Annotated in this window: 18 protein-coding genes; 12 read left to right on the top strand and 6 right to left on the bottom strand. The window is 69.5% G+C overall.

Translation table 11 applies throughout. The features are described from left to right. The first annotated feature begins 5 nt into the window (after window positions 1–5). The 4 genes from GOARA_RS18770 to GOARA_RS02295 all read left to right on the top strand — a co-directional run bounded on the left by GOARA_RS18770 (window position 6) and on the right by GOARA_RS02295 (window position 5,683). The gene (locus GOARA_RS18770) at window positions 6–2,072 is read left to right on the top strand and encodes an AAA family ATPase (RefSeq protein ID WP_007320666.1); all 2,067 of its coding nucleotides are present in this window, start codon (window positions 6–8) and stop codon (window positions 2,070–2,072) included. A 4-nt stretch (window positions 2,073–2,076) separates the two neighbouring features. Next, a complete protein-coding gene (locus tag GOARA_RS02285) occupies window positions 2,077–3,105 on the top strand; it encodes a hypothetical protein (protein WP_007320667.1) in 1,029 nt (342 codons plus the stop codon). Between the two features lie 85 nt (window positions 3,106–3,190). Then, entirely contained in the window at window positions 3,191–5,383 is a 2,193-nt protein-coding gene (locus GOARA_RS02290; protein ID WP_245548335.1) for a type IV secretory system conjugative DNA transfer family protein, read from the top strand. 3 nt (window positions 5,384–5,386) lie between these two features. Beyond that, window positions 5,387–5,683 carry a DUF5663 domain-containing protein gene (locus GOARA_RS02295; protein WP_007320669.1) on the top strand — a complete coding sequence of 99 codons (297 nt, stop codon included), beginning with the start codon at window positions 5,387–5,389 and terminating at the stop codon, window positions 5,681–5,683. A 20-nt stretch (window positions 5,684–5,703) separates the two neighbouring features. Here GOARA_RS02295 and GOARA_RS02300 read toward each other — a convergent pair whose 3' ends face one another. The 4 genes from GOARA_RS02300 to GOARA_RS02315 are packed head-to-tail and all read right to left on the bottom strand — an operon-like array spanning window position 5,704 to window position 12,253. Beyond that, window positions 5,704–7,089, bottom strand: coding sequence for an alkaline phosphatase D family protein (locus GOARA_RS02300; protein ID WP_007320670.1), 1,386 nt, complete (start codon window positions 7,087–7,089; stop codon window positions 5,704–5,706). Next, window positions 7,090–10,188 (bottom strand): WD40 repeat domain-containing protein, encoded by a 3,099-nt coding sequence (locus GOARA_RS02305; RefSeq protein ID WP_007320671.1) that lies wholly within the window; start codon window positions 10,186–10,188, stop codon window positions 7,090–7,092. It lies immediately after the preceding gene. After that, on the bottom strand, window positions 10,185–11,630 hold the full coding sequence (locus GOARA_RS02310; protein WP_007320672.1) for a tetratricopeptide repeat protein: 1,446 nt from the start codon (window positions 11,628–11,630) through the stop codon (window positions 10,185–10,187). The genes GOARA_RS02305 and GOARA_RS02310 overlap by 4 nt, the downstream gene beginning before the upstream one ends. Before the next feature lie 2 nt (window positions 11,631–11,632). Then, window positions 11,633–12,253, bottom strand: a complete 621-nt coding sequence (locus tag GOARA_RS02315) for a thioredoxin family protein (protein WP_007320673.1) — start codon at window positions 12,251–12,253, stop codon at window positions 11,633–11,635. Window positions 12,254–12,394: 141 nt separating this feature from the next. Between GOARA_RS02315 and GOARA_RS02320 the strand changes: the two genes are divergently transcribed. The 6 genes from GOARA_RS02320 to GOARA_RS02345 all read left to right on the top strand — a co-directional run bounded on the left by GOARA_RS02320 (window position 12,395) and on the right by GOARA_RS02345 (window position 18,345). After that, window positions 12,395–13,291, top strand: a complete 897-nt coding sequence (locus tag GOARA_RS02320; RefSeq protein WP_007320674.1) for a 2-hydroxyacid dehydrogenase — start codon at window positions 12,395–12,397, stop codon at window positions 13,289–13,291. 89 nt (window positions 13,292–13,380) lie between these two features. Continuing rightward, window positions 13,381–14,454, top strand: coding sequence for a sedoheptulose 7-phosphate cyclase (locus tag GOARA_RS02325; RefSeq protein WP_170265603.1), 1,074 nt, complete (start codon window positions 13,381–13,383; stop codon window positions 14,452–14,454). Then, window positions 14,454–15,716 (top strand): DegT/DnrJ/EryC1/StrS family aminotransferase, encoded by a 1,263-nt coding sequence (locus tag GOARA_RS02330; RefSeq protein WP_007320676.1) that lies wholly within the window; start codon window positions 14,454–14,456, stop codon window positions 15,714–15,716. Before GOARA_RS02325 ends, GOARA_RS02330 begins: the two co-directional genes overlap by 1 nt. Next, complete coding sequence (locus GOARA_RS02335) at window positions 15,713–16,684, top strand: phosphotransferase (protein WP_007320677.1); 972 nt, start codon at window positions 15,713–15,715, stop codon at window positions 16,682–16,684. Before GOARA_RS02330 ends, GOARA_RS02335 begins: the two co-directional genes overlap by 4 nt. Before the next feature lie 8 nt (window positions 16,685–16,692). Then, on the top strand, window positions 16,693–17,460 hold the full coding sequence (locus GOARA_RS02340) for a sugar phosphate isomerase/epimerase family protein (protein WP_170265601.1): 768 nt from the start codon (window positions 16,693–16,695) through the stop codon (window positions 17,458–17,460). A gap of 60 nt (window positions 17,461–17,520) precedes the next feature. Then, a complete protein-coding gene (locus tag GOARA_RS02345; protein WP_170265599.1) occupies window positions 17,521–18,345 on the top strand; it encodes a formyltransferase family protein in 825 nt (274 codons plus the stop codon). Between the two features lie 22 nt (window positions 18,346–18,367). Here the strand turns inward: GOARA_RS02345 and GOARA_RS20715 are convergent, their stop codons facing one another. Then, window positions 18,368–20,713, bottom strand: a complete 2,346-nt coding sequence (locus GOARA_RS20715; protein WP_007320680.1) for a helix-turn-helix transcriptional regulator — start codon at window positions 20,711–20,713, stop codon at window positions 18,368–18,370. Window positions 20,714–20,844: 131 nt separating this feature from the next. Between GOARA_RS20715 and GOARA_RS02355 the strand changes: the two genes are divergently transcribed. Continuing rightward, window positions 20,845–21,981 carry a DUF475 domain-containing protein gene (locus tag GOARA_RS02355; protein ID WP_007320681.1) on the top strand — a complete coding sequence of 379 codons (1,137 nt, stop codon included), beginning with the start codon at window positions 20,845–20,847 and terminating at the stop codon, window positions 21,979–21,981. Window positions 21,982–22,094: 113 nt separating this feature from the next. Here GOARA_RS02355 and GOARA_RS02360 read toward each other — a convergent pair whose 3' ends face one another. Beyond that, a complete protein-coding gene (locus GOARA_RS02360) occupies window positions 22,095–23,540 on the bottom strand; it encodes a phytoene desaturase family protein (RefSeq protein WP_007320682.1) in 1,446 nt (481 codons plus the stop codon). Window positions 23,541–23,579: 39 nt separating this feature from the next. Between GOARA_RS02360 and GOARA_RS02365 the strand changes: the two genes are divergently transcribed. Next, window positions 23,580–25,589, top strand: coding sequence for a TPM domain-containing protein (locus GOARA_RS02365; protein ID WP_007320683.1), 2,010 nt, complete (start codon window positions 23,580–23,582; stop codon window positions 25,587–25,589). The last annotated feature ends 12 nt before the right edge of the window (window positions 25,590–25,601 follow it).

The following is a 25,601-nucleotide window of genomic DNA, read 5'->3' on the forward strand; positions in this document are numbered from 1 at the left end:
TCGGCATGGACAGTGGTGAAGTCGAGTCACTAGTCGAAGCCAGCCGCTCCGAGGTCAAGCGCTGGGGCGGCGACGCACCCGGATACCTGCACCTGGCCGCGGTCCTGGACCGCCGGTGGTCGGTGGAGTTTCGGGAAGCATTCGGCGAGGACGGCATCGCTGCGGTGGAGGAACGGCTGGGCAATGCCGTCTACGTCGGTGACGAATCCGATGTGCGGGAACTGCTGTCGAGCGGATCGCGTGCGGAGATCCTGGCGAAGCTGCGCGAACTCGTCGATGCGGCGCCGGTGACCGACGACCCGGTCGTGCTCACGAAGAACCGGCCCGCCGAGGCGACGCCGGCGGACGGCGGCGAGGTAGCGGCTGCCGCGGGCGGCTCGACGCCAACTGCGGCGGACGGCTCGGTACCGGAGAGCGAGAAACCGGCGCGGGACCGGGAACAGATCCTCGGCCTGGCCACCCGGGTGGCGGGTGAGCGGATCCAGGGCCGCGAGGCCGAGCACCGCGAGGTTGCCGCGCTGCTGTTGGCCGAATCCGCCGGGCCGATCATCGTCACCGGTGAACGCGGATCGGGCCGCACCAGCTTTATCCACGGGCTGCCCCCGGTGCTGGCCGATGCCGGGGTCGGACTCACCGTGTTCGGCGTCCCCCGCGGCCAGGAAGTCAGTCCGGAGGACCTCTACCGGTTGCTGCGCCAGGCACCCGACGACTCGGTCATCGTCGTCGACGACCTCGACCAGCGCGCCATGCTGCGCGACCAGCTGCCGATGGTGGAGATGCTGCGCGCGCTGCGCGGGGCCAGCGAGAGCACCAAGGCGAGGGTCATCGTCGTCCTCGAACAGGCGAGCCTCGGGCGGTTCGAGTCCTATGTGACCGACTTCGGGCACATCGTCGCCCTGCCGACGATGACCGACGACGCCGGCGAGGCGGCGATCAAGCGGGCCGTCGACAAGATCGCCGCGCGCTACGAAAAGGTGCGACCCGACGACGAGTTGATGTCGGCGGTGTCGGCGCCACCGGCGCGGACCGAGAAATTCGCCCACCCGGGCCTGGCCGCCCGGCGACTCGACATCGCCCTGGCCAGGGCCGCTATCGAGGGACGCGACACCGCGACGATCGTCAACCTGCACCGCGACGGCTCGGTGCCGGCGCTGCGCCGCAAGGTCGAAGAGATGTCGACGGCGATGAAGTCGCGGGTCAAGGGACAGGACAAGGCGATCGAGGCGGTCACCCGACGGCTGGCGCTGACCCGGTCGAACCTGGACCTGCGCCCCGAGCGCCCAAACGGGGTGTTCCTCTTCGTCGGGCCGACCGGTGTCGGCAAGACCGAACTCGCCCGCGAAATCGCACGGGTCGAATACGGCGGCGAGGACGCGCTGATCCGCCTGGACATGTCGGAGTACTCCGACAGCTGGGGGGTCAGCCGCCTGACCGGGCCGATGCCCGGATACGTCGGTTCGGACAGCCCGGACGACTGGCTCACCACCAAGGTCGCCAACCGGCCGCGGTGCGTCGTGCTGCTCGACGAGATCGAGAAGGCGCACCCGGTGGTGTGGAACGTCTTCCTCCAGGTCTTCGACGCCGGGCGGCTCAGCGACAGCCGCGGGGTGACGGCGGACTTCCGTGACGCCGTGGTCGTGATGACGAGCAATATCGGTGTGCGCGAAGCCAATTCGAAACCGTTGGGATTCGGCGCCGCAGCCGGGTTGGAGCGGTCCCGCGAACTGGCCCTGGGTGCGCTGAAGGACACGATGCCGCCGGAGTTGCTCAACCGGATCGACGAAGTCGCCCAGTTCGAGGAGCTCTCGTTGGCGGCGATCACCGAGATCGCGCGGGACGAGGTGGACCGGGCGATCGACATGCTGGCCAGCCGCGGGTGGACCGTCGGCGTCGACGACGAGGTCATCGACTGGCTCGCGACAACGGGCTACGACCCGGCGTACGGGGCGCGGCACCTGCAGCGCAACATCGAACGCCGGTTGCTCTCGGATCTGGTGACGTTCTCCGAAAAGGGGGTGTCCACCGTCCGGGTGCAGGTCCGCGACTCCGATATCGTGATCAGCGAGGCGTGATCGGGTGGACGACGAGGAACTGAGCAAGCTGATCACCGCGTCGGCGTTGGCCGGGGCGGCGGAGGCACAAGCACGCGACGACCAGCTGGAACAGGAGCGCCGCGAGCGGGAACAGCGCGAGCGCGACGAGCGGGACCGCCAAGCACAGCGCGAGCGCGAGGCCGTCGACCGGGCCGCGGCCAAGCGTCGGCGGCGCACCGAGGCGACGGCCGGTTCGATCGCCAAGCTCTGGCTCGGCGTGCCCTATCTGATCGTGGTGTTCGGCAGTTTCCTGATGTCGCTGCCCGACGAGCCGACGCTGACCTCGGGAATGTTTCTCGGGCTGCTCAAAACCGTGGCGATCACCGTCATCGCCGCCGCGGTGGTGTGTTGGCTCAGCGACTACGTCCTCGGCCGCCCGCGCCGGTGGATCCTGGCGGTCCTGGTGGCCGCCGGCTTCTCGATCGGGTGGGCCGGTGAGAGCGGCGCGGGCGGCTACGCCGGTCCGGTGATCGGCGCGGTGATCGGCTATGTGGTGGCCGCGCTGCTCAGCAGGTTCGTGCCCGCCATCGGCGACGAGCGCATCGATGCCCGGGCACCGCGCGGACTGGACCGTCGGCTCGGCGTGGCCTCGACCATCGCGCTGCTCGGCGGCCCGCTGGCGGTGACGCAGATGCTCGCCACCTCGTCGGCGAAGGCGGGGGAGCGACTGGCGGACATGGTCGTCGAGGTGCACCGCGGCGCCTGGGGGTGGATCCCCTCGCTCATGGAGTGGTTCGACGGGATGGCGCGCGTGGTCCCGCACGCCGCGGTGCCCTGGTTGATCCCGCTGTTCACCGCGACCGTGGTGCTCGTCGGGTGGCGCGACGGCGAGGGCGACGCCGGCCAACGCCGTTCGCGTCTGGACGCCGCGCTTCTCATCGTCGTCGCCGTGGGCTCGGTGGTGGCGATCATCGTGCAGTGGCCGCTCGCGGTGGTGGTCACCGGAGTACTCGCGCTGGTGGTGGCGGGCATCGCCCTGGGTATCGGGGCCCTCGTGTTCTTCGGCGGCTGAACGCCGGCGGATGGCCACTGTCGGGGACGCCCACGTGGGGAAACGGCTCACCCCCTACATGCGGATGACAACGGAAGGGGTTGAGATGGGACTCGATTCGGGCGGATTCGAGGCGGGCAGGTTGGACGTCGGGGTCGAGATATCGGCGGAGGGAACGTCGCCGGAGGCCTTCGCCGAGCGGGCGACGCTCACCATTACCGGCCTGCGGCCCAGCGCCGAACCCCACAGTGCCGAGCCCGCCAACGACGCCATCGTCTCGATGCTGCGGTTGGCGCTCGGCGAGACTCTGACCATCCGGTCGGGCGTCGATGACGCCGGATCGGAGGGGCTGGTGGTCCACCTCGACTGCACCGAGTCGCGGGTGTGCGACGAGTTGGCGGTCGTCCTCGACGAGGCCGTGTCCACCGAGCGCACCACCCGGGTCCCGCGCGAGCGGCACCACGTGTGGCACGGCCGACCCGAGTCGACGACGGTCGGGTTCAAACCCCGCACCGAGTCCGGCCGGCGCTGGGACACCGAGGTGCCGGTGAGCGTGCGTGACCGGAACCGGTTGTGGCAGGCCCTGATCAACTGGCCGGACGGGCACGTCGAGGTGGGCGTCACGGCCGTCGACGATGCCTGGTTTGCGATGTCGGTGGCCCTCGTCGGCGGGAGTGAGCCGCCGCTGGGGTTGCGCGCCGCCCTCGCCGACAGCCTGCCCGGGCTCGAGTTCGGCGCGGCGGTCCCGGCCGAGTCGTTCCGCTGCGACGAGTCCGAGGTGCGGTTGGCCCTGCTGCTGCCCGTCGGCGCCGCCGTCCCGCCCGGGTTTCTCGTCGCCCCGCCGCCCGGCATCCCGGTGGCGCAGAAGACCGTCACCTCACCACGGGACTCCGCGATGGTCGTCGGCACGGCGACCACCGATTTCGGTCGCAAGGTCGACGTGGCGCTGGGCGAGCAGGAACTGCTGCGCCACGTCCACGTCGTTGGCGCGACGGGCACCGGCAAGTCGACGCTGCTCTCGACGATGGTCCACCAACTCGCGCACAGCGGACACGGGGCGCTGGTCCTCGACCCGCACGGAACCCTCGTCGACCGGATCGTCGCGGAACTCCCCGCGTCGGCGATCGACCGGTGCATGGTGGTGCGCGCCGACGACCTCGAGCATCCGATCCCGTTGAATCCGTTGGCCGCCGCCGACGACGCGGCTCTCGCGACGGCCATCTCGGACATGGGTGAGATGTTCTACGAGCTGTTCGACCCCAAACGCACCGGAATCGTCGGGCCGCGCTTCGTCGACCGGATCAGCGCGGGACTCCGTGGGCTGGTGACGCTGCGCGGCCGTCGGGCGAGTCTGCTCGACGTGCCGCTGATCTTCGACCACAAGGGGATGCGGGAGGCGCTGATGAAGGCGCAGACCGATCCCCGCGAGGTGCTGTGGTGGCGCAACGAGGTGCGGAACCAGAAGAGCTCCGAGTACGGCGATCTCGTCGGCTGGGTCAACAGCAAGTTCGAGAGCTTCACCGGCAGTCCCGCGCTGCGGGCCATCCTCGGGTCGGGCTACGACGCCTACGATCCGGTCGGCGCGATGGATGGTGGGCGGATCATCCTTGTCGATCTCGCGAAAGGCCAGATCGGATTGGCGGCGTCGCGGCTGCTGGGCTACCTGCTGCTCAACCGGTTCTGGGTGGCCGCGATGAACCGCGACACCGACCGGCGGTTCCACGTCATCGTCGACGAGGCGCACGCGGTGATGGCCGGCTCACTGGTGAACATGCTGTCCGAGGGGCGCAAGTTCGGCCTGTCGGTGACGGCGGCCCACCAATACCTCGGGCAGCTCGCCCCGGAGGTTGCCGAGGCGTTGAGCGGCAACGTCGGCACCTCGGTGGTGTTTCGCGCCTCGGGTCCGCACGTGGCCGAACACGTGCGGGCGACCGGCGGCCAACTGGACGCCGCGACGTTGGCGAACCTGGCGACCTTCCACAGCATCGTCACCCGCAACGCGTCGGCCGTGGTGGCGCCGCAGCCGTTCACGATGGTGGTGGACGCGGTCCGGGAAACGTGCGAGCGGGTCGATCCCGCCGCGCTGATGCGCGCCACCTGGAACGGGGTCGGGCATCTCGACGTGCGACCCCTCGACCCGGACGTCGAGTACCCGGAGAATGTGGCCGTCAAGGGGAAGCCACCGAACCAGGGCGCTTTCCTCGACGAATGGTTGGCCAAACGCAAGAAGCTGGAGAGCCAGGCGGCCGCCCAGGGCGGCAAGCCCGGCGGACAGGTAGACCGAACGGTGGAGGAGTAAACGATGGCCCAGGATTTCGTCGCTCGAATTGCGGCAGTGGTACCCGACGGGATGTCGCGCGAGGAGGTGCGGGAGATCGCGGAACTCGCGTGGGGTGAATTGGAGACCCGCGTGGGCAACAGGTTGTCCGCACGACTCACCGATGCCCAACTGCGGGAGTTCGAGGCCATCCGCGACAGCGACGACGAGGCGGCATCGGTGGCGTTCCTGGACAAGAACATTCCGGGCCACGAGAAGATCACCGTCGAGGAGATGGAGAACCTGCTCCGCGACGTCGGGCAGCGGATGCGGGGCGAGTAGCCGCAGTCCGCGCCGGGACATCAGTGCGTCGGCGGGTGCACCGTCACGGTGTGGAGCAGAGTCGCCGATGAGGTCGGCTCGACGACGGAGGCGACCCCCCACCATTCGCAGGTGAATCTTTCGGCGGTGATGTCGACGACGAGGAACCCGTGGCGATCGAGGTCGCACCACGCCATCTCGGGGACGAGACCGACGAGCTTCTCTTCGTATGGCCGAGACTTTGTGGTGCCCGACCAGCCCATCTTGTCGTCGAAGTTGGGTGAGGTGACCGAGCTGGTCACGCATTCGGCGAGGTTGCCGTATTCGCTGAACGCGGCGAAATGTACGTCGCCGCAGAGGGCCACCGTCCGGCGGGGTCCCTTGCCGAGGGCGTCGACGATGGTCGACTGCTCACCGGCGTAGGAGTCCCACCGGTCCCGAAACGGGGAGCCGTCGGAGGCGGACAACTTGAGCGTGGTCAAGACGAGATCGGTGTCAGAGTGACCCCGGGCCGCCTGGAGGCTCAGCAGCTTTGACGGCATGCCGAGCACAAACCAGTCGTCCCCGGCGTCGGCGGCGGCGAGGAGCTCGGCTCGCTGCGTTGGTCCCAGCGCCGACTTTCCGGGCCCGTCGGGGGCGTCCGGGTCGGTGCGGTTCAGTCGTGTCTCGCAGAGGAACAACGTGGCGACGTCCCCCAGGCGCACCTGCCGCCACAGCGGCTCGCCCGCCGTGGGACGCCGGGTGGTCGGCTGCCATCGCTCCCATGCCGCCAGCGCGCCGTGCAGGCGGTTTGCCCAGGGGCCGTCTTCGGGGAGGTGTTCCTCGGCTCCGCCCGACCAAGCGTTGTCGGCGATCTCGTGGTCGTCGAGGGTGAAGAGCAGGCCGTGGGCCTCGCTGAGTGCGCGGAGTGCCGGGTCGCGGCGGTACTGGGCGTACCGGGTCGAATAATCGTCGAAGGTCACACAATCGTGCCGCGGTTCGAACTCGCGCCCGATGTCGATGCCCGGAGTCTGGCGCCCACGGGGGATTTGGCCGGCCTCGTAGATGAAATCGCCGAGGTGGAGGACGAAATCGAGGTCGGAGCGCTCGGCGATCGCCGCGTAGGCGTTGAAATAGCCGGAGTTGAACTTCGCGCATGACGCCACGGCGAATCGGATTCCACCGTTGCTCGGCAGCGTGCGGAACCGGCCCCAAGGGCTGGGCCCACCGGCCTCGGTGTGGAACCGATAGCGGTGCGGCATACCCGGGTCGAGCGCGCCCAGGGCAACGTGGACGAACCCGTCGGCATCCGCGTGCGTGCTGCCGCGCCGGGAACCGCCCGACGACTCGACCACCCAGTCGATCGGTTCGTCGGGGCCGACCCGCGTCCACAAGACCACCGACGACGTTGAGAGGTCACCCGCGGCAACACCGAACTCGAAGGACATCTATCGGTCCCGGGGCGTGGCGGCGGGCTGGACGTGACCGTCGGCGAACTGGAACAGCGTGCCCCCGGCCGTCGTGCTGACGGCGATGTAGTTGTCGGCCACCGCGAGATCCGTGGGGAAGCCCTCGAGGCTGATCGTGTGCAGGAGTACACGGCTACTGACGTCGCCCACCATGACTTTGCGGTCGCGGCCGACGCTGACCACGGCCAACTGGCCGTACAACTCAAAGGCGTTGACGGCGACCACGTTCAGGCCGTGGCGGTGCATGGACCGGATTGGGCCGTCCACGCCGTGCGCGATCGGCAACGTGTAGACGTGTCCGCTGGCCAGGCCGATGACGGCCAAGTGGAGTTCGGCGACGACGTCGATTGCGGTGACCTCGGAGTCGAAGGTCCGCGACTCCATCACATGCGAGCCGTCCGGCGCGACCAGGGAGAGTGACCCGTCCTGACCGCCGACCAGCACGCGTCCGTAACCGTCGGTGGCCACGGCGGTCACCCGTCCGTACCGGCAGACCATCCGCGACTCGCGGGCCACCCCGGCGATGGCATCCCATCGGGTGATGCCGCCGTCGTTACCGGCGGACCAGAACGAGCCGTCGGTCGAACTCGGCGCCAGGGCCGTCACGCCTTCGTGGGCGATGCCCAGCAGGCGGGCGGGCTGCTCGGGTACGTCGGTGGTGGCCAACCGCAGACTGCCGTCGGCGGCGCCGACGACCAGGCGCATCCCCGACGCGGTCGGCAGCCAGAGGAACGCGGAGATCGCACCCTGATGCCGGGAGGCGACGCCGCCGCGACGGGCATTGGCGCCGTGCCACACTCGGACGTCGCCGTCGTCACCGCCGGTGACCACCTCGACCTCCTCGTCGCTCGCGCGCACGGCGATGGCGCGGATGGCGCCCCGGTGGTGATTGACCTGGAGGTAGGCCAGCGCCTCGTCGATGACTTCCACGTGGCGCCAGATCCGCACGGCGCCTTCCGATCCGCCGGTCAGGCTGACGACCTCTCCGGTGCCGGGGACATCGATCACCGCCTGCGCCCACACCGGTCCGGCGTGTCCGACGAAGACCTTGATCCGGCGCGGTTGGTCGGGGTCGTAGCGGATCCAGACCCCGTCGTTTCGGGCGATGAACCGCGATAGCCCGTCGCGGTGGAGCCGCAACACGACTTCGTTCACCCCGGAGTCGGGGACGCCGGGCAGCTCGAGTCGGTCCACGTCCAGTGGGCTGCCCGGGGACCAGCGCACCTCGAACAGTTCCCCCATGGCGCAGCCGACGACGATCCGCACGTCGTCACCCATGACGATCGCATTCATGCACGACGGGGTGAGGAGCGCGGCCATCCCGGCGTCGGCGGACCATTGCGCCAGGGTGGTCACCGCGAGTTCGTCGTGCGTGTGAAGGTCGACGACGGCCAACCGGCTGTCCACCGCGACGACGATGGCCACGTCGCGGTCATCGAGGTGTGCGGTACGAACACCGCGGATCTCGGCCCCCCAAGAGACCAGGGGGCCGAGATCTTCACCGGTCAACAGATCGTGCACCCACACCGTGCCCGACACTCCGCCGGACAGGACAACGGGCGGGCCGTCGGCGGGCAGGGCGATCGTCGCGGTGGTGAACGGGCTCGACAACGGCTCGTCGTGGCACCAAAGGCGGACAGCGGTCGCGTCCGGACCGGGTGTCACCCGATACGCGGCGAGTGTCGCATCCGAGGCCGCGACCACGATGATGTCGGCGCCGTCGTGCTCGATTGCGGCAAGACCGCGGATCTCGGCCGAACCGGTCTCGTCGCCCAAGTCCAGGAGCTCGCCGTGCGTTCGGGTCACCCGGTGGATCTGTCCGTTGCCGGTGCCGGCATAGGCCCGGAACGGCGACACCCCCGGGATGACGGCCAGCGACAGGACCCCGGCGGTCCCTTCGGCGAGGACGCGGTGCACGTTGGCGGGGCTGGAGTTGGACCACACCGGTCGCCAGGATCGTTCGGGGAGGACTTCGGCGATCTTGTCGGCTGCGCTCGTCAACGACACGCGTCGCAGGGCGAACTCCATCTGGGCTTCGCGGTCGCCACCGCTCGAACGGAGGCGGTGTGCGTGGAGCAGGACCGCTTTGGCGCCCGGGTGGACGGCGAGTTCGGGATCGCGCTCGAGGTAGTCGGCCAGCAACTCGACGTCGGAGGCCAGCATGACGGCCCCGTCCTCGAGGAGCGCGGTGAGGCAGTTGCCGCGGGCCGCGACCAGGGGCAGCGCGGTCCGGATGAATTCGTCGCCGGTGTCGTCGCGGATCAACGACCGCACCGAGCGTCTCGACATCCAGGTGTAGAGATCGGCGTACTCACTGCTCGACCCGGGGACGAAGCCGCTGAAGAGGAGTCGGGTGAACGGGTTGACCGCGGCGACGGTGGGGTTGTCGGCGGTGGAGTCGATGTTGAACAGATCGGTGCATTCGCTGAGGACCAGGTTGATGTCGGCGAGGGTGTAGGCCCGGTTGGAGATCGCCGAGGCGAGGTTCGCCCATTCGTCGCCGAGGTGCATCGGTTGGGGGGCGAGCAGGTACAGCACGCGGCCGAGATCGAGAAGTCGGGTCCCCCCTCGTGACTGGATCGAGCGGAAATGGTCGCGGAAGGCGTCCGACGCCCGGACCGCACCCTCGGTCTGCCGTATTGACGCAGTCGGGTTGCCGATAATCGACGCCCAACCGTGGCTGTCGGCGACGGACGTGAGGGGGCCGAAGCGCTCGACGAACCGCTGCGCCGTGGCCGTGTCGCCGGCGAGGTGTGCGGCCAGGAACGTTGTGGCCAGGTGGGCCGCCCCGGCTGGTCCGATGTCGTGGGGCGGAATCCCGGCGGTGCGGTCGGGTTCCACGATGACCCCGGCGGGTCCGTCGTCGGCCGGGCGGGACGATCGGTCGACGATCGCTCCGCCGGGGAACGTCCACCGTCCCTCCCCCGCGTCGGTCAGCGGCCCCAAGTCCAGGCTCTCGGCCAACCAGTGCACGAAGGTGCGCCCCCCGCCGCCGATCCCAAGCGGTAGCCGGACGGGCTTGGATTCCAGATGTTCCTGAATCGATTCGACGTTGCTGGTCAGCGCGTCGGCGGTCATTGAGCCACCTCGGGGGAGGCGGCGAGCGCGGAGTCGACGATCGTCGCCACCAACTCGCCGCGGGGACCGGTGATCCGGTCGGTGTGGTCGAGGCGGTACCCCAGGAGGGCCAGCTGGATCGTTTCCCACGGCGACCAGTCGGATTCGCCCTGGTGGGCGAGCAACCGGTCCGGCGCGTCGTCGTTGAGGGCGATCCGGGTCAGTTCGATGATCCTCGGTGAGCGGGGATCCAAACTCTCCGCCCGCAGCAGGGATTCCATGGCGACGTCGGTCCAGCCGCGGCGTGCGCACGCGAGGGCGCGGCCCCAATGCGCCGTCGACGAATTGGGTCGCAGGCGGGCGGCCGTCTCAAAGATGCGCAGCGCATCGATGTCACGCGATCGCGCCAGACAGACGGTGCCCAGGCTGTTGAGGGCGCCGCTGTACTCGGGGCGGCTCGCCCGGTCCAGCAGGTCGGTGAGCTCGTCGTCGGCGGCGGTGGCCGCGCGGCAGACGAGCCACGCCGCCGAATTCGGCTGTTCGGCCAACCAGTCGTGCAGGCTCGTACCGGAATTGAAGGTCTCCAGCGAATGCGCGGTGCTGCGGATCGTCGGCAGCGTCGACAAGCTGACCTCCAGGCCCGCGGAGTCGGCGGACCAGCGCGGCGGCAGCGACACCTCGGTGAAAAGGGTGTGCGGAAGACCGGCGGCGAAGCCGAGGACCTTGGCGAGTCCGTCGAAGTTGCGCGACTTACTCGAACGAGGCAAGACGATCTGGAAGTCCTGCAGGGCTTCGATCGGGTTGCCACGCTGCAGTTGGGTTTCGGCGACGAGGAACGGCGCCGCCTCCAGCGGGGCGTCGAGGCCGAGCAGTTCGCGGGCGCCGGTGGCCTCGGACGGCAGCGATTCTTTCGCCGCGAGGGCGAGTTCGAGCTCCCGGCCGAACACCCATTGCGGGTAGGCCTCGCGGATTTCGGCGATCTCGCGGTCGGCGGTCTCGTCCTCGTCGGACTTGAGGGCCCGGTCGACGACGGCGAGTTGGCCCAACACCGTGCCGTGCGCAAGATTCCGTTCTTGGGACTCCATCCACCGGACGTCGAATTCGCCGAGGGCGAAGACCAGTGCGGTGCTGATGAACAGGATGGTCAGCAGGACATCGGTCTGGGTGTTTTCCCAAGCGACGAGACCCATCACGAAGACGACGCAGGTCGCGACGAAGAAGGACCCGTTCACGATGCGCGCGAACTTCGCGACTGCATCGGGCCGGACGCTCACCGCGGCGATGTCTTCGGCGAGGTCGCGGGGGCCGAGATTCTGTCCTTGGTTGAGGGCCTGCCGGATTTTCCACGACCGGTCGGAGAGATCTTTGGACAGCACATCGAAATGCGCGTGGCGCCGCGCGCTCAGGAAGCCCACGGAGAAAGTCAGCACTGTCAGCATGTAGCTGGCGACGTCGAGATACATGGCTATCCGACGTCGAGGATCCAGCGCTGGTCGGGAAGCGCCAGGACGTAGTCCGGCTCATTGCCCGATCGCCACTTGACGCTGCAGCCCAATGACGACGACTGCGGGGTGTTGAGGGCATCGCCGACGCGCACCGCGGTGATGGCACGAGCAAGGCTGTCGCCCGTCACCGGCGTTCCGTCGGCGACGCTGGGGCGGCTCGCGTCGAACTGGCCGTGGTAGGCCAGGCGCCCCGCGGTGTCGTACACGAATATCTCCGGGGTGCAGGCAGCCTGGAACACCTTGGTCACCTCTTGCGATTCGTCGAGGCAGTACGGGAACTCGAAGACCACGTCGCGGGTCGCCTGCTCCCGCATCATCGCGAGGCTGTCGGACGGATAGCTGATGACGTCATTGGGCGAGATTGCGACCACGAAGATCCCCTCGCGCCGGTAGGCGTTCAACTGTTCGGCGAGGACGGTCTCGATGTGGCGCACATAGGGCGAGTGGTTGCAGATGAAGGCGACGATCGCGATTTGCCCGTCACCGACGTCGGAGGCAGCACATTCGTTTCCGTCCAGGTCGGTCAACCGGAACCAGGGCAGACGGGTGCCCAACGGCAGGGGATTGGAGGGTACGGGCACGGGGTGAGTCTAGCGGTCGAAGTCGGTGTTGTGTTTCGTGAATCAGTAGGAGGCCCAGGGTGTCTGCGGGTGTGGGGCGGTGGCGATAGAATCGTGCCGAAGAGTTGCGGAGTCGTCCGTGGCCGTGGTTGGAGGAGTGCCGTGACGACTCGCGTCTTGGTCACCATCCCGGCGCCGGTGCCAGCGCTGGACGGTTCGGTCGAGGCCGTGTACGGCCCGATCGGATCGGCGCCCGATGCAGAGGCGTTGCTCGTCGGGCCGACCGACCGGGTCGACGGCGCGGTCCTCGACTCCATGCCCAGCCTGAGTGTCGTGGCCGTCGCCGGTGCGGGAACCGACGCGGTGGACCAGGACGCGATTTCGGCGCGGGGCATCACGCTGGTGAGCGCCCCGGAGGCCACCGTCGTCCCGACTGCCGAACTCACCGTTTGCCTGATCCTCATGGTGTCGCGGGGGGTGCCTGCGGCCGTCGCCGAACTGGACGACCAGACGTGGCCCGGGTGGGCGTTCGACCACGTCGTCGGTCGCGGCGTCGCCGGGCTGACGCTGGGGTTGGTCGGCTACGGGCGGATAGCCCGACGCGTCGCAGACATGGCCGCCGCGCTGGGAATGACCGTCCTCCACCACCGGCGCACCCCGTCGGAGGAGCCGGGGTTTCGAGCGGCGCTGCCCGATCTCCTCGCGGCCTCCGATGTCGTGTCGATCCACGTGCCGCGCACCCCGGAGACGGTGAACCTGATCGGCACTCGGGAGATCGCGCTGATGCCGCGCGGATCGGTCTTGGTGAACACGAGTCGAGGAGGGATCGTCGACGAGGATGCGCTGCTGCGCGCGTTGGCGAGCGGGCACCTTTCCGGTGCCGGCGTCGACGTCTTCGTCGCTGAGCCGGGTATCCCCAGCCGGTTGCTCGGGGTGCCGAATCTCGTCGTGACTCCCCACATCGGTTCGGCGACCGCGCAGGCCCGTGCGGGCATGGCCGAGGAGGCTGCCGCCCACCTGTTGGCGGCCCTGGATGAGCGGCGGGGAAGGTTCCGATGACGGGAAGTGGACTCGCGAAGGATTCCGCGCCCATCACCGTTCTCCGCGCGACCCGGGAGACGTCGACGGAGATCCGGCGCGCCGCGGTGGTGTCCGACGCCACCGGGGTGGTGGCTGCAGTTCGGGGGCGGCCGGCGCTGATCGTCGTCAGCCCGACGGTGAATCGCCTCTATGCGGCGGCAATCGGCGAGATTCGATCTGCCCTTGGGCTCGCGGCCGCCGATGTGATGGTGGTGCCGACGGGCGAACATGCCAAATCGCTGGCGAATGTCGAACGGATCGTGAATGTCGCCGGCGAGCGAGGACTTGCCCGCGATGGGGTCATCGTGGGAATCGGCGGCGGCATTCTCCTTGACATGGTGGGTCTGGCGGCCGGGCTTTTTCGGCGGGGCGTTTCACACATCAAGATCGGGACGACCTTGATCGCCCAGGTCGACGCCGCGGTCGGCCTCAAATGTGGAGTCAACTCCGGCGGTGCGAAGAACATTGCCGGCGCGTTCAATCCACCCGAGGCGACGCTCACCGACGGGGCATTTCTTGCGACCCTTCCGCCGCGCGAAATCCGTTGCGGCATAGCGGAGATCCTCAAACTCGCGGTAGCCGGCGACGGTGGGCTGTTCGAGCTGTTGGAGCAGCACGGCGCGCTGCTACTCGAACCCGGAGCCCGCGATACCCCGGAGGTGCGCGCGATTGTGGACCGGGCGATTCGTGGGATGGTCGATGAACTCGCCTCGAACCCTTTTGAGTCCGACCTGCGTCGATGTGTCGACTTCGGACATACGGTCAGTGGAATCTTCGAGGTCGAGACGGGTCACCGGCTGGCGCACGGGGAAGCCGTAGCGCTCGACGTGATGCTGTTCTCGGCGGTGTCGGTGCTCCGAGGGTCGCTCGATCGCGCGGCGTACGAGATGATCGTGGAACTCGCCCAACGGCTTGGACTCCAAACGTGGCACCCAATCATGGCTGATCTGTCAGTGATCGAACGGGGTTTGGACGATTCGGCCCGGCACCGCGGACGCAAACTCAACCTGCCGCTGCCGTCGCGCATCGGCGGCACCTACTTCGTGGCCGAACGTGCCGAGATCTCGTCGGAGGCGCTCCGCGATGCCGTCGACCTGGTTGCCGCCACGCGACGCGTGCCTTCGGGTCACCGGGGTGGTTGATGGGCGACCCGGAAACGATTGCCCCGCAACTGCCTCCGCTGGCATGGGGGACGTGGCCGTTCACCACCCCGGAGATCGACGCGGCGGTGCGGCGGGTTCTGCACAGCGGCAGGTGGGCGATCAGCGGTATGAAGGGGCAAGCCCCGAGTGAGGAGAAGCGGTTCGCCGCCGAGTTCGCGGACTATCTCGGTGTCGGGGCCGTGGCGCCGACCGCGAATGGATCGTCGGCGCTGGTCGCGGCGTTAAGCGCCTGCGGCGTGTCCTACGGCGATGAAGTCCTGGTACCGGGACTCGCGTGGGTTGCCTGTGCCTCTGCGGTCGTCCGGGTCGGAGCAGTCCCGGTGTTTGTCGACATCGACCCGGAGACCTTTGCGATGGATCCGCGTGCCGCGGCTGCCCTGATCGGGCCGAGGGTGACGGCAGTGTTGGTCACCCATCTGTCCAGCTCGATCGCCGACCTCGACGAGTTCGAGCAGCTCTGCGAGCGCCACGGGATCGTGATGATCGAAGACTGTTCCCAGGCGCACGGCGCAGTGTGGCGGGGCCGCCGTGTCGGCGCTCACGGCCGGGCCGCGGCCTTCAGTTTCCAGAGTTCGAAATTGCTCACGTCGGGCGAGGGCGGCGCTGCGGTGACTCGCGACCCCAGCCTGTCCGATGGGCTGCAGCAACTTCGCGCCGATGGGCGAGTCTGGTCCGACGAGGGAGTCGACGAGGGGTTCCCCGATCTGGTCCCTGGTCGGGGGTGGCAGGGTCACAACCACTGCCTGACCGAGATTCAGGCGGCCATCCTCAGGGTTGCGTTGCCGATGCTGGACGCGCAGAACGAGGTTCGCGTGCAGCGCGTCGAACACCTGGAGTCGGCTCTGGACGAGGTGGAGGGGGTCCGCACCGTTCGCCGGCGCGATGACCCCCGGGTGGACCGGGAGACATTCTGGCACCTGCCGATCCAGATCGATGCCGACGCCTTCGGCGGGGCGTCGGCCGAGGTGGTGCGGTCGGAGTTGTCGCGGTTGGTGGGACTCTTCCTGGAACCGGTCGGGGCGCCGATGCCCCAACACCGGCTCTACCGTCCGGGGCTGTACCGCAGGTTCCCCGCCGAACACGTCGAACGCCTGGTGCAGCCGGCTGGTGACCTCAGGGGCGCAGAACACCTGGCGGCCACGTGTTTCACCCTGCCGCACCACGCACTCCTGGTGGACCCTTCGGTTTTGGACCGGTTTGTCGAGCGTCTGTCGCTGCTGCAAACCGCGCTCCGGCGGTGACCGCGGATGTCGACGGCCTCCGGTCGGCCGTCGAACAATCCCTGCGGCGTCACTCCCCGACTCCATGGCTTCCCGACCCGGCGAACACCACCGCCACGCTGCTCGTCGACGGCATCTATCACGCCAACTTCCTGGTCTACTCCGGTGGGCAGGTCCACGTCGCCCGGGTCAGCCGTCGCAGTCAGTGGGGGCTCAGCACTATCGCCCAGTTGCAGCGCGAGTTCGCGGTGCTGGTCGACCTCGCACGGCTGGACGTCGCGCCGCGCCCGCTCGCGCTGGTCGATTCTCCGGGGGCGGTCCCGATGATCGTCGAGTCGTTCCTCGGTGGCGACTTCCTCCCGTACCCCGCCGGCCTATCGCACTGCGCTGAAACCTTGGCGACCGTGCATCAATGTGTGCCGCGGCGATCCGGACCGTTGCTCGATTCCCGTCCAGCCAAGGAATTCCTGCTCGGAGAGGCGGAGAAGCTGCTGGACTCGACGGTGCCCGACACCTCTGCCACGCGGGTTCTGCGCCGGTGCGCCGGAGTCCTCGAGCAGCGGGGGCTGCCGGAGACCGAACCGGTCCTGTTGCATACCGACTTGATCCAACACAACATCGTGCTCGCCGCCGACCGGTGCCGGTTCCTCGACTGGGAGGGTGCGCGACGGGGGAGTGCCGCCTGGGACCTCGCGTACCTGCTGTCGCCGATCACCCTGCGGTGGGCCGATTCCTGGGGTGTTGAAGAATTCGGCGACGAGCAGAGCGTGATTCGGGCCTACAGCTCGCACGCGGGCCTCGACGCCGCGACGCTCACCGACCACGTGGCCGCGTTCATGCCGTTCGTGGTTCTCCGCGCGGCGGCGTGGTGTGTGCGAAGGTCGGTCTCGCTTACCCGCAGCGGTGACGCAGTCACCGACCGGCTGGCTCTCTTCAGTTCCCCGGAGTTCCTCGTCGCGCACTTTCGCGACCTCGGTGTCTCCGTATGATCGGGCGGGTGCAGCCGGAGTTGGGGGTGACCGCCTGGACTCTGCCGGTGCGGGGTGTGGCGGCAGTGCGGTGGGCGGCCGAACACGGCTTTGCGCATCTGCACCTGGACCTGGTCGACGTCGAGGCCGCCACGACGGCGGGACTTCGCACGGCGGCGGCCGAGTCGCACGTCCGTCTTGCCGGACTGGCGATCAATCGGCTGGAACTCACCGGGGTGGCCGGGCCGCATGCGGAAGCCGCCGTGGCGGAGGCGATAGACGTGGCATCCGATCTAGAGGTCCGGTATGTCTATCTGCCGTCGTTCGAGCAGGCGGAGATTACCGGTGGTGCCGACCTCGAGCGCACGGCCGAACTTCTGCGCCTGGCTGGTGCGCGCGCCGCTGCGGCGGGGGTCACGGTTGCGACGGAGAACGTGCTGCCTGGCGAGCAACTGTCCACGCTTTTCGCGCTTGTGGGCGACGATGGGGTCGAGCTGCTGTTCGACACCCAGAATCTCGTCGTCGCCGGTGTCGACCATCGGGAGGTCTTGGCGGCCCACACCACCCGGATTCGCTCTTTCGTCCATGTCAAGGACGGGGCCGCAGGCCTGGGCGATCGTCGCTTGGGAGATGGCGGTGCGGATGTCGCCGGCACCATCCGCCAGTTGTGCGCGGGGGGCTTTACCGGTGTCTACGTCATCGAGAACGACTATCGGACGGGTGCGGCGGATGCGGCGGCAGCCGACGCAAGGTGGTTGAGAAAGGTGCTTGCCATGCGAGGGGACGGGACGGAATGACGGAGGGTGCTGATGGCTCCGCGATCAGATGATGGGGTTGGCCGACTCAAGGTCGCGTTGATGCGAGGGGACGACTTCCACAACCTGTATTTGGAACGACTCCTGGCGTCGGAGCTACAACTGGTTTGCACCGTTGAGGAGCCCGGCAGTGCCCAACGGCATGCGATCTGGCGCCGCCGGCGTTGGGTGGACGCGGCGGCGGCCGAGTACCACCGGATCCGGCGTGGCGTATTCGGCAAGAACCGATACCGGCGCCGCTACTTCGATCCCCGTCATGACGGGTTTCCGACCGTGCAGCGCCCGACGCCGTTGGTCGTGGGTGACATCAACGACCAACGGGTCGGCGCCGCGGTCGAGGCATCCGGTGCTGATCTCTGTGTGATCACCTGTACGACGCGGCTGTCGTCGGAGACCATCCGCGCAATCGGGGTGCCGATCGTCAATATCCACGGCGGTCACCTGCCCGACTACCGCGGATGTCACTGCTTCTTCACCGCGATCGGCGATCAAAGGTTCGATGCCGTCGGATCAACGATTCACTTCGTCGACGTCGGCTTGGACACCGGCGACGTCATCGACGCGGTGCGGCCGGTCATCCGTCACACCGACGACCCGGAGCGGCTGTACTCGCGAGCCGAGCGTTTGGCCGCGCAGCGGCTCGTCGGCCACCTCCTCGCCTTGGAGTCGGGTGTGGAGTTGCCGCGGTCACCGCAGGAGTTCCGCGGGCGGTTGGTTCTCCGCCGCCATCGAGGCCCCATCGACGACGTGCGATTCTGGTTACGGCGCAAGACAGGGAGTCTGGTGATACCCGATATCCCCGGACCGGCGCCGCAACACCCGTGGGAGTCCGACGAGACTTCTTCGCCGCCGCCGCGGATCGCCTAGGCGTTTGCGCCGGTGCTGATCGTCACGAACCCCGCACCGGCGCGCCGAGGATTTGTGACGCCCGGTAGAGGTGGCCTTCGACGGTGCGGACGGACACGACGAGGCGTTCGGCGATCTCCTTGTTGGACAGGCCGTTTGCGGCCAGCCGGACGATCTCGCGCTGCCGGTCGGTGAGCCCGTCGTCGGCGACGACGGCCGCCATGGCCGGGGTGTTCGCGCCGCTCTGGTCGGCCAGCGACCGCATTCGCTCGGTGGCGGTGAGCGCCGACCCGGACCACTGCTCGCCGCGGTAGGCCGTCGCAGCCTGTGCGGCGGCGTCGGCCGCCTCGGGCAGGAGGCCGTATCGCTCGTACTCCTCGCTGCTGGCGATCAACGCGGCGCCGTCGGCGGCCGCCACCGCTGCGGCGTGCACCGCGGCCAACCGGGCCCGGGGAAGGTCGGGCAGCGCCTCGGCGAGTGCGGCCAGCCTCTCGGCGGCGGTGGTCGCACCGAAGCGCACCGCGGTCTGCAGGCAGTACACCTCAAACGCGGATTGTCCTGCGGCCCGGGCGGATTCCGCTGCGTCGAGGCACTGCCGAATGGCTGCCGACACCGCACCGGCCAGGGCATCAGACCATGAGGCGACGGCCTGCCACAGCGGCCGCATCGAGGCATAGCCGGCATGGTCGCCGGCACTGAGCCGTTCCAACAGTGCGGTGAGGACCTCGTGGTCACCCGCTTGTGCGGCGACCTCGGCCCGTTCCAACGCGAAGCCGAACCACATCTCGGGCCCGCAGTCCGCGGCGTCGAACTCGGCGAGTGCCTCGTCGAGCGTGGCTCCCGCGGCGCGCAGGTCGCCGCGGGCGCTGGCGGCGATTCCATCGAAGCCGGTCAACCAGCCCGTGACCGCGCCGGGCTGGGGAGGGACCTGGGCGCGTACCGTCTCCCACGCGCGCTGGGCCAAATCGGGTGCGCCCGCGAGCTTCTGGGCGCGCAGGTGGGGGAAGGCCAGGGTCAGGCGCCAATAGCCGATCAGGGCCGAGGTTTCCGCGCGCACCGTCTCCGCGCGCATCACGTCGTCGAGTCCGCTCATCGCGCCGGCCTCCGCCAGGGCGGTCAGCTCGGCCCAGGCCACGGTGATGCGGGCCTGCTCGCTCTGCGGGGCCCCGGCGTGGAACCGGGCAAACAGCCCGATCGCCTCGCGGGGTGCGCCGGCCGCGGTCAGCAGCATGGCCTCGGCGGCCAGGGCCGCGGTCCCGGCGTGCGCGTCGGTCGCCCGGGAGAGGACCCGGGCCGCCCCGGCGGCATCGTTGCGGCTCCACAGCCGGGTGTAGGCCATCAGGACCAGCAGTGATTCCCATTGCGGCGCAGTCAGATCCGCGGTCGAGATCCGGGCATACATGGTTTCGGCGCCGTCGGCGTCACCGAGCACGGTCATTGCGTGCGCCGCCGTCAACTGTGCGGCGGCGAGGTGTGGTCCCGGGCCGACCCGGCTCGCCAGATCGATGGCGAGGGGCAGCGCCGCCAGCCCGATCGCACCCACCGACCCGTCGACGAGCGCGGCATCCCGGTCCGGCGCATCGGATCGGCTCGCCAGCAGTGCACGCTTCACCGCGGCGCTCCGCCGCCTCCACCGCGGCGGCCCCGGTGATCCCGGTGAGCACCGAGTGGGGGAGGGGGTCGCCGAGGGCGACGAGGTCGAGCACCTCGAGCACCTCGGCGGGCAGCGGGCGCAACCGGGTGGCGATGAGATCGACCAGCGTCGTGGGCAGGTTACGGCCGGGGTCGTCGACCTCACCTCCCGCGCCGCGTCGGGGTCGGCCAACAACGCGGTGAGGAACAGGGGGTTGCCCTCCGAGCGGTGCCACAGCCGGGCGAGGGCTTCGTCATCGACGTCGGGGCCCAGGACGGTTCGAGCGAGTGCGTCGACCTCCGGCCGCGGCAGCGGTGCCAGCTCGATCCGGTCCAGGCCGTCGACCCGCAACAGGTCGGCGAGGTCCGGACCCGCCTCCTCATCGCCGGTCCGCCAGATCAGGACCACCGGTACCGCCGGGGACTGCGCGAGGGCGCGGGTGACCGCGAGGGACAGCGGATCGAGTTCTTGGACATCATCGACGACGACGAGGGATTCGCCGGGCGGGCCGGACAAGGCGGCGATCAACTGCCCGATCCGCAGGGCGGGGTCGGCCTCGCCGCCGGTCAGGTACTCCGCATACGCGCCGAGGGGGACCGTCGAGATGGCCGCGCTGCCGCGCACGCGGCGGACGGTCCGCGAGCCGGTGGTGGCCTCCTCGGTGAGCCGGGTCTTGCCGATTCCCGCCGGTCCGGACACGAGAACGGCGCGGACCCCCTCGTCGAGTCCGCTGCGAATCCGGGCGATCTCACTCACCCTCCCCACCAGGGGCCATCGCGGAGCGATCGGTCTCAGAGTAGTGGGAGCGGAACGGGATTGGGCGGTCCCGGGGGGCACTTGGCCCACAGGTCCCCCGTTCGGGGCACACCGCCTGAGAGAATGAACCCGTGTTCCGCATCTTCGGGCTGTCCGTCTTCGTCTCCATCGCCGCGGTGGTCGCCGCCTACCTTTATGGGTTGACCTCCCCGCTGGGGGCCGCGCAGGCCGTCGCGCTGGTCCTCATCCTGGGCATCCTGGAGATCTCGCTGTCCTTCGACAACGCCGTCATCAACGCCTCGATCCTGCGTCAGATGAGCCCGTTCTGGCAGCGGATGTTCCTCACCGTCGGCATCCTCATCGCGGTCTTCGGCATGCGGCTGGTCTTCCCGCTGCTCATCGTCTGGGCCACCACCAACCCGCGGTTGGGGCCGGTGGAGGCGATCCGCCTGGCCCTCAACCCGCCCACCGACGGCAGTCCTACCTACGAGTCGATCATCACCGCGGCCCACCCGCAGATCGCCGCCTTCGGCGGGATGTTCCTGCTGATGCTCTTCCTCGACTTCATGCTCGGCCAGAAGGACCGCCGGTGGATGAGGCGGATCGAAGGGCTGCTGGAGCGGATGGGGCGGGTCGACCAGGCCTCGGTGATCCTCGCATTGGTGGCCCTGGTGGGGACCGCCCAGTTCCTCGCCGACGACGGCCAGCGCCACGTCGTGCTCGTCGCCGGCATCTTGGGTCTGCTGACCTACCTCCTCGTCAACGGGCTCTCGAACTACTTCCACATCGAGCCGCCGGAGGAGGCCCCGATGGCCGACGCCCTGGACTTCGAGGGGTCGCCGGCGCGGACCGGACCCAGCCAAGCGGCCATGGTCACCGGCAAGGCCGCCTTCATGCTCTTCCTCTACCTCGAGGTCCTCGACGCGTCCTTCTCCTTCGACGGCGTCATCGGTGCCTTCGCGATCACGACCGACCCGATCATCATCGCGCTCGGGCTCGGGCTGATCGGTGCGATGTTCGTCCGTTCGCTGACCGTCTTCATGGTGCGCCGCGGAACGCTGGACCAGTACGTCTACCTCGAGCACGGTGCGCACTGGGCGATCGGCGCGCTCGCCGCGATGCTGCTGATCTCGATCGGCCACCACATTCCGGAGGTCGTCACCGGCTTGACCGGGGTGTTCATCATCGCGGCGTCGTTCCTGTCCAGCATCTACTTCCGGAACAAAGCCGACGCGGAGCCGGCCGTCGAGCCGGTCGCGCGGGGTTGACGACGGTCCGGTGCCCACTCGGCGTGGGTGGGGTGCCCACTCGGCGTAGGTGAGGTGCCCACTCGGCGTAGGTGAGGTGCCCACTCGGCGTAGGTGAGGTGCCCACTCGGCGGTTACTCGGCTAGGCCGAAGGACGCGGCCCAGTAGCCGCTCATCCCGTGCACACCGCCGCCCGGCGCCGTCGCCGACGAGCACAGGTACACCCCGGGCACACCGGTGGCGTACGGATTCGGGTTGAGCGGGTTCAGCGGCAACCGGGGTCGTGCGACGACCTGGCGCAGCGACGTCGCGCCGGAGGCGATGTCACCGCCGACGAAATTCGCGTCGTACTCGCCCAGCTGCTGCGCGGTCATCACCCGCGACTCCACGACGACGTCGCGGAACCCGGGCGCGCAGCGGTCCAGCTCGGCGATCATCGCCTCGCCCATGTCGACCGACGACCCGTTGGGCACGTGGCAGTAGGCCCACGCGACGTGGCGCCCGGTGTCTCCGGTCCGGGACGGATCGATGCGGGTCGGTTCCCCGGCGAGCAGCCACGGGCGGTCCGGATGCCGCCCGGCGGCGACGGCCGACTCCGCGTCGGCGATCTGCGCGTAGTCCTGCGCGACGTGCACGGTGGCCGTGCGGGTGGCCGCCTCGGCCCGCCAAGGAATCGATTCGGCGAGCAGGAAGTCGATCTTGCAGACGCCCGGCCCGTAGCGCAGCCGTTCGTACTGTCTGCGCCGACGCGGCGGCAGCCGATCGCCGAGGATCGCGACGAGGTCGCGCGCCGATGTGTCGAAGTAGTACTGGCGCGCGGGCGGCAGCTCGTCGAAACCGGTGATGCGCCGGCCGGTCTCGATGCGCCCGCCCGCTTCACGCAGGCAGGACGCCAAGGCGTCGGCGATCGACTGCGAACCACCGGCCGCGACCGGCCATCCGGTCACCGACGCCGGTGCCAACAGCAACAGGCCGGGACCGGTCGACGCCGCGGCCGAGGTCCGCACTATCGCGTGCGCCGCGACACCGGCGAACAGTGCGCGCGTTCTCTCGTCGTGAAACGCGGCGGTGAAGCGGTCGATCGAGGTGAGCGCGCGCAGCCCGAAGCGGGCCATCAGAAGGGGGTGGTGCGGCAGGCGCAGCGGACGCAGTACCTCGTCGATCAGTGCCGGCAGCTCGTCACCGTCGACCTGGACGAGACGCTGCCACGCCGCGGCGTCGGCGCCGAGTTCGGCGGCGGTCCGCCCCGGGTCGAGCGGCACGCTGAGCGCGCGGTGCTCGTCGAAGACGTGGGTGAGGGAGATCTCGGGGGTGATCCAGCGCAGCCCGTGGTCGTCGAGGCCGAATTCCGCGAACGCCGGGGAGACACGACCGAGCGGATGAACCGCCGAGCAGCCGTCGTGCCGGACGCCGCTTTCGAAGAGTTCGGCGCTGCGCGTTCCGCCCCCGATCGTGTCCGCGGCCTCGACCACCACGACCTCCCGGCCCGCCCGCGCAAGCTTCACCGCCGCGGTCAGTCCGTTGGGTCCGGAACCCACGACCACGGCATCGACGCGGTTCGTGCCACGCGACCACTGCACCGCGCCACTATCCCACGCCCACGGACTATGTTTGAACCCATGCCACTCGCGCGCTTGATCCTTCGACAGCTCGCCGCAGCAATCGTCGTGTTCGCGTCGGCGCTACTCGGTGCGGCGGCGGCCGCACCGGCACAGGCCGAACCGCCGATGCGGCTGCCCGAGTTGATGCAGATCCACGACCCCGCCCGCGCCATCAGCGACGGCGATCGCGACAAACTGCAGGCGGCGATCGACAAGCTCTACAACGACCGCGGCCTGAGCCTGTGGGTCGTGTACGTGAAGACCTTCGACAACCACACGGCGGCGGATTGGGCCGCGCAGGTCATCACGGCCAGCGAGTTCACCGACCGCGACGTGCTGCTGGCGGTCGCCACCGACGCGCGCCGCTACTACCTCTCGGCCCCCGAGGGGCTCGGCCGCGACCAGGTGAACCAGGTGGCGGCGAAACACGTCGAGCCGCAACTGAAGAAGGGGCAGTGGGCCCAGGCCGGGATCGCCGCGGCCGAGGGCATCGACGACGCGCTCTCGCCGTCGAAGACGATCGCCTACGTGGCCGCCGGGGTCGGGGGCACCGCGGCCGTCGCCGGCGGAGGCGCCTACCTGTACTCGCGCCGCCGGCGGGAGAAGGATGCGCAGGCTCGCCTGGACGCGCTGCGCGGGGCGTCCGACGAACTCACGGTCGACCAGTTGGCAACGCAATCGATCGAGGTCCTCGACGATTGGTCGAGGGAGATCCTCACCGACACCGACAACGCCGTGCGCACCAGTGCCGAAGAGCTGCAGCTGGCCGTCGACGAGTTGGGCGAGCAGCAGACCGCCCCCTTCCGCAAGGCCGTCGAGGCCGCACAGCGGGGCGTCGCGCAGTCCTTCGCGCTGCGGCAGCGCCTCGACGACGGAATCGAGGAGACGGCCGACGAGCGCCGGTCGATGCTCGTGCAGATCATCACCACCTGTCACGACGTCGACGCCGCGCTCGACGAACAGGTGACCGCTTTCGACGAGACGCGCAACCTGCTGATCAACGCACCCGAACGGCTCGACAACCTGACCCGCGGCATCGTCGACCTCAAGACGCGCGCACAGACCGCGGAGGCGTCGCTGGCGCTGCTCGTCGCCAAGCACGGCGAGGATCGGGTGCGCGCCGTGTCGCACAATGTCGAGCTGGCCGAGAAGCAGATCGCCTTCGCCGAGGAGAACGTCGACGACGGTCGCGCCGTCATGGCCAAGCCGGCGGGACGCCAGGGCGCGGCGGTGGCCGCGATCCGGGCCGCGGAGGGAGCCGTCGACCAGGCGGCCAAACTGCTGGACGCGATCGCCAACGCCGACGCGTCGATCGCCGAAGCCGCCACGCGGTTGCCGGCGTTGATCGACGAGGTGACCGCGGAGATCGCGGAGGCAGCGGATCTGGAGTCGAGTCCGGCGCTCGACGCGGCGGTCGCCTCAGCGCAGGCGGCGCTGGACTACGCGGCGGCGAATGCCGAGAGCGATCCGCTCGGGTCGTTCACGACGCTGGTCGAGACCGATGCCGAGCTGGACCGCGCCTTGGAGGAGGGCCGCGCGAAAGACCGGGTCCGCCAACGCGACGCCGATCTGCTGACCCAGAGCACCGCCGCTGCCACCGCGAAGGTGTCGGCGGCGCGCGACTTCATCGCGACCCGCCGCGGGGCCGTGCAGTCTGAGGCGCGTACCCGGCTGGCCGAGGCGGAGCGGTTGCTGAAGTCGGCGCAGGGACGTCCGGCGGGCGAGGCGGGCGAAGCCATCGACGAGGCGCGCCGGGCCGGCGCGCTGGCCGACGAAGCGCTGATGAGCGCGCAGGGCGACGTCGTGTCGTGGCAGCAGGTCGAGCAGCCGGCGGCACAGGGCGGTGACGCGTCGGCGATCGGCGCGGTGCTCGGCGGCATCCTCGTCGACAGCTTCCTGCGCGGCGGGGGACGCATCGACACCGGCGGCTTCGGCAATCGCGGCGGATACACCTACGAGGGCAGGTCGCCCGGATCGTTCGGCGGATCGAGCAGTTCGGGCCGCATCGGCGTCGGCGGCCGCTTCTAGATTTCGCGGAGT

Source organism: Gordonia araii NBRC 100433, from assembly GCF_000241265.1.
Taxonomy (GTDB): domain Bacteria; phylum Actinomycetota; class Actinomycetes; order Mycobacteriales; family Mycobacteriaceae; genus Gordonia; species Gordonia araii.